The organism is Bacillus sp. F9_6S_D1_P_5 (assembly GCF_054823925.1).
The window spans coordinates 228,274-240,276 of sequence record NZ_JBTREW010000001.1; the positions used below are offsets into that span (position 1 = coordinate 228,274).

Sequence of the window (12,003 nt, forward strand, 5' to 3'; positions counted from 1 at the left end):
TTTGTACGTATGTATTCTTTGCAAAATTAGCTAAAAGTATAATATGATATTTCCCCTTGCAATCTATTGTAAGGACTTCACTGCACTATGTCTATTTAACAGTAAATATAAAGACCCCATTTTAAGAAAATGGAGTCTTTATTATTATTTTATTTTTACGATTATTTTTCCTTTTGCTCTTCCAGCCTCTGAATATTCCATTGCTTTTTGCGCATCTTCAAAAGGGAAAACTCGATCGATTACTGGTTTGATTTTTCCTGCTTCAATATAATTTGCGATAGTACGTAATTGATCGCCACTTGGCTTCATAAATAAAAATGAATATTGAGCACTATGCTTCTTTTCAAGTGCAGTAAGTTTTTTACTTGCTAATGAAAATAAGAGTGTTTTAAAAAATCTGGAACCAAATTCTTTACCGAAACGAGCATTTGGCATTCATGAAACGGAAACAATGTTGCCGCCGCCTTTTATAATATCGAATGATTTTTCAAGTGTTGTACCGCCGATTGTATCAAATACTGCATCATAATCTTTTAGTATTTCTTCAAATTTTTCTGTTTTGTAATTAATAATTTCATCTGCGCCAAGAGACTTTACTAAATCGGAACCAGCTTCACTAGCAGTCGTCGTAACGGTAGCACCCATTATTTTTGCTAACTGAATTGCGAAAGTACCAACACCACCAGATCCAGCGTGAATTAATATTTTTTGTCCTTTTTGTAAGTGCATGATGTCATGTAGTGCTTGATATGATGTTAAGCCAACGAGAGGAATCGACGCCGCTTCCTCAAAACTTAAATTTTTTGGTTTTAAAGCTATATCATCCTCATGAATGGCTATATATTCCGCGAAAGTACCGATCTTATTTTTTCTTGGACGTGCATATATTGCATCGCCGGCTTTAAAACGAGTCACTTTTGATCCAACCTTTACGATGACACCGGAAAAGTCATTACCAAGAATTAAGGGCATTTCATATTTAAGTAACATCTTTACTTTTCCATCACGTATTTTAAAGTCAATTGGGTTAATACTAGCTGCATGAATTTCAGCGAGTACTTCATATTCATTTATTTCAGGAGTAGGTACCTCTGCCATACGCATTGGAACTTTCCCGTACTTATCAATTATCATTGCTTTCATTTCTTATACCTCCAAATTTCAATAAAAGTTGTGCAATAGCTTTTCAATATCTAATACAAGATTTTTTAATAAGCCTAATTTTGTACGTATATCAATATAATAAAAGTTTTTTGTGCCTTCTTTTCGCATTAAAATAATACCGGCTTCTCGTAAAATTCTAAGGTGATGTGATACTGCTGGTCGAGAAAGGTGTGTTTGTTTCGTAATTTCACCTACACGTAATCCGGTTTGACATTCTGTTTCCATTAGAACTAACAAAATAGCTTGCCGTGTTTCATCACCAATTGCCAATAATACTTTTTGAGAATCAATAAAATCTTTTTTTATAACGCTTAATTGTTCTTGTTTATTCATTTCAATCACTTTACCTCCAATGAATTAGTCGAAAGGTTTAAGATGATGGACCATTACATCGATACGGTAATGCTACATCATTGTTATATGAGCTGCAATATTGGGAAAGAAAATCGAGACGAATGAAATTTTATGAGTTGAAAATGGTAGGGGATAGAAAAGACTTTAATGATATGTTATTTACAGATGAGAAAGGATAAGGATTTTAAAAAAATAAGCGGTCGTACCCTGAATAACTTATAGGGTACGACCGCTTATCATGTTTTTATTATGATGGTGTCTACTAAAGTGAATTGTTTCGTTTTACTCTTTCATACATGCATAATTCAAACAGATTATAGATGTATGAAAAAGTAAAAGTAATTTGGGGCGTAATCTATCTATATGATAATTTAAAATGAATTATAAGTCTATATCTTTGTTGTTTTTTTGATTATATTTATGTCACTGAGCTCAGAACAATGATGTGGAGGGTAAATATATGAAATTGAATTACGTACCAGTTTTAATTGTAGGAGGAGGATTATCAGGGTTAGCATCTGCGCTATTCCTTGCAAAACATAACGTTGATTATTCACTGGTTGAAAGGCACCCGTCTACTGCAATTCATCCAAAAGCAGGTGGAATCACTTTTCGTACGATGGAGTTATTTCGAGAATTGGGTTTAGAACAAAAAATTAGATCGGCGGGTAAAGCATTAGAAAATTGCCGAGGAAGAATAGCAGTTCATACAATAGCTGAGGCGAATAAGGAAGAATTAGCAAAAATGCGGGCGACTCAGTATGGAAACGATGAGAAGTTACTTCAAAAAATAGAAGAGATTAGTCCATCAAAACAAACGGCTTGTTATCAAATTATTTTAGAAGAGATGATATTACAAGAAGCGAGAACACTAGGCGGAGAATTATCTTTTTATCATGAATTAGTTTCTTATGAACAAAATGAGCAAGGAGTAATCGCAACGATTCGGAATCGCGAAACGGAAGAAGAAAGTATTATTCATTGTGATTATGTAATTGCAGCGGATGGAGCGAAAAGCAAAATACGTAAGCAACTAGGGATAAGTACGGAGGGACGAGGTACAATCGGTGGCTATTATATGAATATTTATTTTGAAGTGGATTTAAGTGAGTTTATACAAGGGGATGCATTTGGTTTTTCTATGGTACTTCATCCGGAAGTTCTTGGTGCGCTTATTCCAGTTGATAACGAAAGAAGATGGATTTACCATGTATCCTACGATCCATTAAAAGGAGAGCGACCAGAAGATTTCACTATAGAACGTTGTAAACAAATTATTCAAACCGCAATTGGAAGCACAAATGTTGAGCCGGAAATAGTAAGTGTTTTACCGTGGAAAGCGGCTGAAAGTACTGCTACAAAATTTCAAGATAATCGCATTTTTTTAGTTGGTGATTCTGCACATATTATGCCGCCAACAGGAGGGTTTGGTTCCAATACAGGAATACAAGATGCACACAATCTAGCCTGGAAATTAGCGGCTGTTATAAAAGGGAAGGCAAATCCAAAATTGTTAGAAACATATCATGAAGAGAGGTATCCTGTTGCAAAATTAACGACGGAGTATGCGAGTAGTTTATTGTTCCGTGCTGCGAATAGAGAAGAAGGCAGTTTGAATAATATGGATGGTTTAGCTGTAACTGTCGGGTATCAGTATTGTTCAAAAGCAATGCTAGATGAATCAGCCACTCCACATAGAATGGATATCGTAGAGTTGAATGGAAGACCTGGAACACGAGCACCTCACTTTTGGGGGATGGATAAAGGGAAAGAAGTTTCTATATTAGACTTATTTGGTAACAATTTTGTATTACTTACTGGAGTAGACAATAGTTTTTGGGCTGAAGCTGTATATGATGTTTCATCTAAATTAGGGATAAATATTAATGTGTATCGAGTAGGGGTAAGCGGAGACTTTATTGCTCAAGAAAATGTTTTTCGTGAATTATATGGGATAGAGAATGAAGGAGTTGTACTAATTAGACCAGATGGCTTTATTGGATGGCGTTCGGAAAAAGCAGTGGTAAATCCAGGTGTAATGCTGGAGGAGGTAATGAGTAATTTATTATGTGTTTTTTAAGTAACTACGGAAGTATTGTCTAATATAGGACGATACTTCTATTTTTTGGCTTACAAAATAAAATTGTTTAGTGAAGAGACATTATTATTATTATTATAAAAACATATGTAAATTAATTCCCTTTCTCTTTGTTGTTATTAGAATTTTTTTAGTTTTTAGTTATAAGTGTTGGCAATTACTAGATTGAATCATTTTTTTATTGTATTATATTTCCTAGAGATTATATATTACGCTAGGGAGTGGGACTATTTGACTATTGAACCTCTTATTTTATCAAATAAAGAAGTATATGTATTAACTGGTATGTTTGACCGTGAAACTATGATTGGAATTGAGAACCCCTTTGAAAATTGGTCAGATGAAGAAATAGACAAAGAATTAGATGTAATGCACGAGAATTGGACAAACGAAGAACTACTCATAATAAAAGAAGATGAAACATTATGTAACAAACAACTTTTAGAATATTTCCGCATTTGTTTAACTACAGGATTTGTTATTGAAGTACAGATAGGTAAAAACAGCGCTTTAGAAAAAAATATTTTCTATTTTAGTGAAAAAAAAGTTATACAAAATGTAATAACAGATGCTAACGGTGATAAACAATGTACATTTAAAGAATGCGGGACACCAGAGGTAGCTTGGCAATTTATATATCAAGCATTACAGCCTAAAAATACTTTCTCTCGCCCAAATTATACATTTAAAATTCCTTCTTCTGCATATAAAGAAGACATTTTAACTCAATCACACAAGCAATTAGTAGACTACTTGACACTTTACTTAGATGATGAAGCTTCCTCAGAATTAGCAAACATTATACATAATCGTGAAGAGTTAAATACGGTTCAAGTTCATTATTATATAAAGGATTCATGGTCTACAGACTGTATTCAGTTTTTATATAGTCAAAACCAATATTGGCTAATCCAAAAAGTATTAGATAATGAACAAACACAAACAAATTTTATTTGTCTTGATACCTTTACTCTTACTGAAGAGATAAAAAAGATGGTGCTTTATCTTAAATCATTAGGCGGTGAAACAAGGTGAGCGGTGAAATTAAGGTTACTCCTGCCCATTTAAGGAAACTGGCTTCTAATATAGAACAAACAGCTCATGAGCTATCTGAAACACATCAACGTATCAATCAGCTGTTATTTGATCTTCCTTTCCAAGTATCTGGAAGAGATGCTGTGTTAAATCAATCCCAATACGCAGGCTCAGTGTTAGCTACTATAACGACAGTTTTAAAAGAACATAGTGATGCATTAAGAAAAGCTGCTGATCGTTTTGAGAAGGCTGATCAACAAGAAGTTTCATTTGGAGAAGAAGCAATTGATATAAATTGGTTCGCACCGTTTGGTGGCGATATTGGTGATTGGAAAGATAACCCTGCAGGGTCTGCATTTACTTTACTGGGTACCGTAACGGAAGGTGCAGCTGCCTATAAATTGGCATCTTTACATAATAAAGGCTTGCGTGTAACACCCTACACAGATAGAAAAGGAAAAGAAATGGTAAGATTTCAAAATCGGACCGTACTAAAGGATAAAAATGGACTTAATGTGATAAGGCGTACAAAATTACCTTTAGCCGAAGTAAAGCAAATAGACGATGTAAAAAGACATGTTTTATCACCAAAAGAATTTCTTAAAGATTCATTGAAATTAAAAACAAATGCTTTAGGCTATGCAGCTGTAGGATGGGATGTAATTAATGATACAAAGGAAAATATTGAAAATAAAGCGTCAAAAACTAAGATAGCTGGTGATATTATTGGTGATGCAGCAATCGGGATTGGCTCTACTGCTGGTAGTGCATGGGCTGGTGCTGCAATAGGTACAGTAATTGGGGGACCAATTGGAACTGTAGTTGGGGCTGGCATTGGGTTTGGTACCTCTGTATTTTTAAGTATGTTAACTGATGGAATCAAATTTAACAAAGGTGATTGGAATCATGATGGCAAACAGGATTCGGTAAAAGATAGAGTTAAATCAGGAATTGGAAATGTATTAGATAAAATCTTTTAATTTTTTATGAGGTGTATAATGGACAAATATAATGGCAACAGCATAGATGATTGTATACGAATATTAATACCATTTGATATAAGGAATATTGTAGGCTTTGTATGGTTCTTTATGAATTTTATGCTACTTATCATTCTATTCATATTTCCGCCGTACAATATATACTCTTACGTAGCTTTTCCATTTTATATGATATGTAATCTATGGGGAATTTGGGTTTCTATTCATAAGCCTCGGCAGCCTCAATTGCAACATTTACTATATTCTGGATTTGTTGCGTTAAGTATTTCATTTTGTAGCTTCATAGCTGTGCAAAAGTTAGCTTACGAATTCGTAGAAATAGAGTCACCTTTATTTTTTATTCTATCGCTTATTGCATATAGTTTAATTGTTTATAAATCTGAATTATTCTGGATTAAATATTTTACAGCCCGCTTAAGGGGTACAACTGATCAAGATGTGAAAATTCCTAAAATTGTATTTTTTTCAAGTTTAGGCTATATGATTGGTCAAGTTATTATTGGTGTTTTGAGTCAAAAGGCTATGGCTATTGTATTAATCATTCTCGCTTCATTTTTTTCCGTTGTGTTCTTAGCTCTAAGTACACATTTGTATTTTTACTTTGATTTCAAAAAACAATGTATTGCTTCAGGACATTTAAAAAAATTACATTCTCAAAAGAAGCCTAGGCTGTCAAGGAAGGAAAGGAGACAATCCGTGGCTGCTTCGGGACATGTAAATATACCATATTCTCAAAAGAAACCTAAACTTACAAGAAAGGAGAAAAGACAATGAATTCGCAACTTTTTCCTATAGGCTCTATTGTGATTTTAAAAGAAGGTACAAAGAAGCTCATGATTTTCGGGCGGAAACAACAAGTAGAAACGGATGAGGTAAGAAAATTCGATTATATCGGGTGCCCGTATCCAGAAGGCTATATTAACCCAGATTTCACGTATTTATTTAATCATGATGATATTCAAGAAGTTGTTTCAACAGGCTATGAAGATCAAGAAGAACGTACTTTCCAAGAAAATGTATTATCTAAAATATAATAAGAAATAATGTGAAAAACTGTTTAAACAAGCAGTTTTTTTTACATTATTTCTTATTAGTGATGCAGCAAATGGAACCTTTATTGGAGTGGAATAAGCTTGGATGTTTTTATAGAAATTAATATAGAAACTGATGGAATCAAAGCAACTTTAGATAAAATTTTTTAGTTTTTAGGAGAGTAATATGGAAAAATACCACGGAAAAAGTACAGAACAAATTATTCGGAAATTGACGCCTGACAGTGTAAGATCGAGTGTCGTTATGGTGTGGGTAGTGATTAATTTTATGATTTTAACCCCATTTTTATTTCCTCCAACCTTTACTATATACTTATATATAGTTTTACCTTTTCTTTTGATTGCTAATATATGGGGAGTATGGGTATTTTTTTATAAACCAAATGAGCCAAGGTTGGTACACATTTTATATAATGGATTTATGGGGATAACTTTTTCTTTTGGAAGCTTTATAGTGATTCAAAAGATTGCATATACTTTTATTAAAATTGAAACACCTCTATTTTTTATTGTTACTTTTGTGCTTTACATTTTTACAATCTATAAATTGATTTCTATTGGAATGAAAAGTTTTTTAAAGCGATTAAACAATGAAGAAAATGACAATATAAAAATTTCTCCAATTGTGTATTTATCAGGATTGGGATATGTTATTGGACAAATATGTATAGGTACATTATCACAAAACGGTTTAGCGACGGTCTTAATTTTAGTCTTTTCTTTATTTGCTGTTGTGCTTAGTATATCTGGAGTATATATATGGGTATATGTTGATTTGAAGAGGAAGGAAATGGATGGGATGCATAATGGACAAATATAATGGCAACAACATAGTGGATTGTATACGAATATTAATACCATTTGATATAAGAAATATTGTAGGGGCCTTTATGTGGGTTATCATGAACTTTATGCTACTCATCATTTTATTCATATTTCCACCGTACAATATATACTTTTACGCAGCTTTTCCATTTTATGTGATATGTAATCTATGGGGGATTTGGGTTTCCATTTATAAGCCTCGACAGCCTCAATTGCAACATTTACTATATTCTGGATTTGTTGCGTTAAGTATTTCATTTTGTAGTTTTATAGCTGTGCAAAAGTTAGCTTACGAATTCGTAGAAATAGAATCTCCTTTATTTTTTATTCTATCGCTTATTGCATATAGTTTAATTGTTTATAAATCTGAATTATTCTGGATTAAATATTTTACAGCCCGCTTAAGGGGGATCGCTGATCAAGATGTGAAAATCCCTAAAATTGTATATTTTTTGGGTTTAGGTTATATGATTGGTCAAGTTAGTATTGGAATTTTGAGCCAAAAAGCTATGGCGATTGTGCTAATCGTTATTTTTTCATTTATTTCAGTTGTTTTCCTAGCGCTAAGTACACATTTGTATTTTTACTTTGATTTCAAAAAACAAGGTATTACTTCGCGACATTTAAAAGAATTATATTTTCAAAAGAAGCCTAAACTGTCAAGGAAGGAAAGGAGACAATCCGTGGCTGCTTCGGGACATGTAAATATACCACATTCTCAAAAGAAACCTAAACTTGCAAGAAAGGATATACGAAATTAAGAATTTGTAATTAAGTAAAGCCTAGATTTACGTAAATATCATGTCGAATGACAATAGAATTTTATCTTGTATGAATGGAAATTAAAGAAGTTAGATAGGAATCGGGCTGTTCGGAAAAATTCGATGTGTTCAAATACTAATTAGTATAAGATAGATATATAACTTATACTGATTAAAGCTTTACCGTACTGAAAAAATAATATTCACAAATTTTAATAGGTTTGGTATGATTAATTTCGACAAGTTAATCGAGGCTGGAGATATTTGAGATAAGCCATAAATTTATTTAGGGATACAGAAGTGTCCTCTAAATAATTTATGGCTTTTTTTATTGATGAAATGTAATCAATAGGAAGTTACATGTAAATAGGAGGGATATGGAAAATAAATAGTATAGTAATAACATAGGAGAATTGTATTTGTAAGATTGGAATTTTAATATAAGCTTATAAAAATAATGAAAGTATATCTTCTATTTCGTGTAAATCTCATTAACTTGTTGAAATTTACAACGTAGGAAGGGTTAAAAGGATGAGAAAAATTATTAGCGTATTAGTTATTTTCTTTATGACGGGAAGTATTTTTGCTGGGGGAGCTGTTCATGCGAAAGCAGAAGGAAAGCATGAGTGGAATAAGAATAAGTTTTTAAATATTGCACATCGCGGAGCAAGTGGACATGCACCTGAGCATACTTTTGCTTCTTATGATTTAGTGAAAAAATGAAAGCGGATTATTTGGAGTTAGATATTCAATTAACTAAGGATGGCCAATTAATTGCAATGCATGATACAGCAGTTGATCGTACTACAAATGGTACAGGTGAAGTACGAGATAAAACATTAAGTGAAATAAAACGCTTAGATGCAGGATCTTGGTTCAATAAAGCTTATCCAGAAAAGGCTAAGCAAGAGTATGTTGGTCAAAAGGTTCCGACTCTTGAAGAAATCTTCCAAAAGTATGGGAGAAGTATGAAGTATTACATTGAAACGAAATCACCAGATGTGTATCCAGGAATGGAAGAGAAATTGTTAGCATTGTTAAATAAATATAATTTAGTAGGTCAAAACATGTCATCTAGTCGTGTTATGATTCAATCATTTAGTAAAGATAGTTTAACAAAGATTCATAGTATGAATAGAAATATTCCGTTAGTTCAACTGCTTTGGTATTATCCAAATGAAAACAATGAGATTGTTGAATGGTCTGGCATTACACATGAACCGAAAAGTGTAACAAATGAAGATTTTCAAGAAATTAAAAAGTATGCAGTTGGTATTGGACCGAACTTACGTAATGATAACGGAGAACTAATTATTGATGAGTCATATATGAAATTGGCTAGGAAAAATGGACTGTTAATTCATCCTTATACAATTAATGAGAAACCAGATATGAGATTGTTAATGAAATGGGGTGCTACAGGAATGTTTACAAATTATCCTGATCGACTACATAGTGTGTTAAAAGAAAAATAAAGTGAGATAACAAAAAAGGTATACCGGTGTTTTAGGTATACCTTTTTCTATTATGCTAGATTATAGTAGTAGGATACATATTCTTCTAAACCTTCAACCTCTTTTTCAGGTGGCTCAATACCGCCTTTTCTACCATAGCAAACATTTCTCAAGTATTCTCCAAAAATCATAGAGCGACTCTTTTCATTTTCCATCCAATTATATCTATTAATTATAAACTCACCATCGAAACTTGTATCAAATGTAAATGGAATACAAGTAACAGTGTTAGGTAAATGTTTTTTTAATACTCTATATTGCCGACCAGCTCCTAAACTTTTGCATACAAATAGTAGCCGATTAATTTTTGTGAAATCAAAAATCTTTTTCGCTTCCATTACATTAGCGATAGAATGAAGGGAGTTTGTCTCGAATATGATAGCGTCTTTTGGTATGCTATGTTCCATTAATTTATTTACAATTACTTCTGCTTCTGACAAATCCCCGTAATTCCAGCTCGGATGTTTCATGCCATGTAAACTAGTACCACCTGTAACGATAATTTTATTTCCTAAACCTTGTCGATAAGCTTCTAGAGGAGCTCGCCAATTACCAGGATGAGAACCGCCGAAAACGAAAATTACATCACATTTTTGTGGTGTTATTTCTTTTAGAAAAGTGATTTCTGTAATTTGATCGATTTGTTTTTTCGTAAGAGTAGGGACATCAGGATATTTAGGGATTACCATTTGAAAACCTCCTATATAGTAAAATGATAAATTCATTATATAGCGATTTTGTTAGGTGGAAAAAGGGAAGCTTTTCATTTGAAAATTCCCCTTTTAAGATAACTCTCCAATAAACCAAATTTCTTTTTCATAGCATTCACCTTCATCATAAATGATCTCTTGGAAGTGCAAGGTTTGAAAGGTAGGATAAATTGAAATTCCCCATGTCTTCCAAAAATCAGATTCATTTGAAAGAGGAATCCATTTTTGAAATTTACTATTTCTATTAAAGAAATTATGAAAGTAGTCTTCATTTTTAAATATAATGATTTGTGAATCCCACAAACTTTCTATAGAAATCAAAACAACAACTCGATATGTATGTGTATCGCTCGGTTTTATTTTTATTAAATGGTTTGCTTGATTTAATAGAGTTTGTATACATAATCGTTTTACTTTTCTAGGTGTTTTACACGAATTGATAAAAGCTTGGGAAACTGGTAATGGCATATACCAATATTCATCGTAATAGAAAGCAGAAGGGAACGTTTTTGTATGTTTTTCAATTCGCTTTATCATTGTGTTTGTTTTACGCTTCATCCCACGTATTTTCTTTTCACGCATTGTTAAATCATCTCCATAAATTTTTGTAATGCAGCTGAGTGATATATATCTTTTCTAGAGATAAAAGTAGTAGGAACTTTTTTGAATCTATTAGGTAAAGGATTAAATGATAAGTTATGTGCATGACCATTTAATATAGATTTCATCATAATTGCTACGCCCATATTTGATTTTACACAGGCGAGTATTGCTTCAATTGTTCCAAACTCTAATACTCGTTTAGGCGAGATGCCTTCTTCTTGAAGCCAGTCTTCTAATAAACTTCTATAATAGCAACCGTGACTAAAAGCGAGTAAATTCATATCTTCTATATTTTTAAGAGAGGATAAAATGTTTTTACTAATGAGAACTAATTCTTCTTCACGAAATAACTTTGTATGAAGTTCAGTATGCTGAGTAGATCCTGCTATAAACGCTCCGTCTAGTTTTCGTTCTAACACAAGCCTAATTAGTTGTTCGGTCGTATTTGTTTCTAAAATCAATTCGACTTCTCGGTATTTTTCATAATAGGCCGTTAATATAGATGGCAGCCTTACCGCGGTTGTAGATTCTGTACATCCGATTTTCAAAGTACCTTTAGGATCAGTTCCATTACTTTGAACCGCTTTTATAGATTGATCCATTAAGTGGATAATTTGTTTGGCGTATGTTAATAAAATCTCACCGTTAGAAGTTAAAGTTACCCCTTTCCCGTTACGGTAAAATAAAGGCACACCTAATTCATTTTCTAGATGTTTCATACGCATTGTTACGCCTGATTGTACATAGTTCAAATTTTTCGCAGCGTGAGAAATATTACTTTCCTTAGCAACTTCGTAAAATACAGTTAAATCTTTTATGTCCACGTATCTTCCCTCCGAAAAGGTATCAATTTTTTTGATGGATTATATGATGAACCTTTATTTTA

Annotated in this window: 11 protein-coding genes and 2 pseudogenes; 8 read left to right on the forward strand and 5 right to left on the reverse strand. The window is 32.6% G+C overall.

What is annotated here, in order from left to right; genetic code table 11:
• Window positions 1–144: 144 nt before the first annotated feature.
• Window positions 145–1,143, reverse strand: a pseudogene (locus tag ACUXEY_RS01050) (NADP-dependent oxidoreductase).
• Window positions 1,144–1,161: 18 nt separating this feature from the next.
• Window positions 1,162–1,506, reverse strand: a complete 345-nt coding sequence (locus ACUXEY_RS01055; RefSeq protein ID WP_000571892.1) for an ArsR/SmtB family transcription factor — start codon at window positions 1,504–1,506, stop codon at window positions 1,162–1,164.
• Window positions 1,507–1,978: 472 nt separating this feature from the next.
• Here ACUXEY_RS01055 and ACUXEY_RS01060 point away from each other — a divergent pair, with 472 nt between their 5' ends.
• The 8 genes and pseudogenes from ACUXEY_RS01060 (at window position 1,979) to ACUXEY_RS01095 (ending at window position 9,765) form a co-directional block, all read left to right on the forward strand.
• Complete coding sequence (locus ACUXEY_RS01060; protein WP_461299855.1) at window positions 1,979–3,598, forward strand: FAD-dependent oxidoreductase; 1,620 nt, start codon at window positions 1,979–1,981, stop codon at window positions 3,596–3,598.
• Window positions 3,599–3,847: 249 nt separating this feature from the next.
• Window positions 3,848–4,651 carry a hypothetical protein gene (locus ACUXEY_RS01065; RefSeq protein ID WP_098225080.1) on the forward strand — a complete coding sequence of 268 codons (804 nt, stop codon included), beginning with the start codon at window positions 3,848–3,850 and terminating at the stop codon, window positions 4,649–4,651.
• Window positions 4,648–5,631, forward strand: a complete 984-nt coding sequence (locus ACUXEY_RS01070; RefSeq protein WP_461299856.1) for a WXG100 family type VII secretion target — start codon at window positions 4,648–4,650, stop codon at window positions 5,629–5,631. Before ACUXEY_RS01065 ends, ACUXEY_RS01070 begins: the two co-directional genes overlap by 4 nt.
• A gap of 18 nt (window positions 5,632–5,649) precedes the next feature.
• Window positions 5,650–6,426: a hypothetical protein gene (locus ACUXEY_RS01075; protein ID WP_461299857.1), complete on the forward strand. Its 777-nt coding sequence runs from the start codon at window positions 5,650–5,652 to the stop codon at window positions 6,424–6,426.
• Window positions 6,423–6,686 (forward strand): DUF4176 domain-containing protein, encoded by a 264-nt coding sequence (locus ACUXEY_RS01080; RefSeq protein WP_242270465.1) that lies wholly within the window; start codon window positions 6,423–6,425, stop codon window positions 6,684–6,686. The genes ACUXEY_RS01075 and ACUXEY_RS01080 overlap by 4 nt, the downstream gene beginning before the upstream one ends.
• 184 nt (window positions 6,687–6,870) lie before the next feature.
• Window positions 6,871–7,524, forward strand: a complete 654-nt coding sequence (locus ACUXEY_RS01085) for a hypothetical protein (RefSeq protein ID WP_461299858.1) — start codon at window positions 6,871–6,873, stop codon at window positions 7,522–7,524.
• On the forward strand, window positions 7,511–8,290 hold the full coding sequence (locus ACUXEY_RS01090) for a hypothetical protein (protein WP_461299859.1): 780 nt from the start codon (window positions 7,511–7,513) through the stop codon (window positions 8,288–8,290). Before ACUXEY_RS01085 ends, ACUXEY_RS01090 begins: the two co-directional genes overlap by 14 nt.
• 531 nt (window positions 8,291–8,821) lie before the next feature.
• A pseudogene (locus ACUXEY_RS01095) lies at window positions 8,822–9,765 on the forward strand (glycerophosphodiester phosphodiesterase).
• A 50-nt stretch (window positions 9,766–9,815) separates the two neighbouring features.
• Here ACUXEY_RS01095 and ACUXEY_RS01100 read toward each other — a convergent pair.
• From ACUXEY_RS01100 to ACUXEY_RS01110, 3 genes are all read right to left on the reverse strand, one after another.
• The gene (locus ACUXEY_RS01100) at window positions 9,816–10,493 is read right to left on the reverse strand and encodes a YdcF family protein (protein ID WP_087984054.1); all 678 of its coding nucleotides are present in this window, start codon (window positions 10,491–10,493) and stop codon (window positions 9,816–9,818) included.
• Between the two features lie 93 nt (window positions 10,494–10,586).
• Window positions 10,587–11,096 (reverse strand): DUF3916 domain-containing protein, encoded by a 510-nt coding sequence (locus ACUXEY_RS01105; protein ID WP_429603100.1) that lies wholly within the window; start codon window positions 11,094–11,096, stop codon window positions 10,587–10,589.
• 2 nt (window positions 11,097–11,098) lie between these two features.
• Complete coding sequence (locus ACUXEY_RS01110; RefSeq protein ID WP_166703214.1) at window positions 11,099–11,941, reverse strand: LysR family transcriptional regulator; 843 nt, start codon at window positions 11,939–11,941, stop codon at window positions 11,099–11,101.
• Window positions 11,942–12,003: the final 62 nt, after the last annotated feature.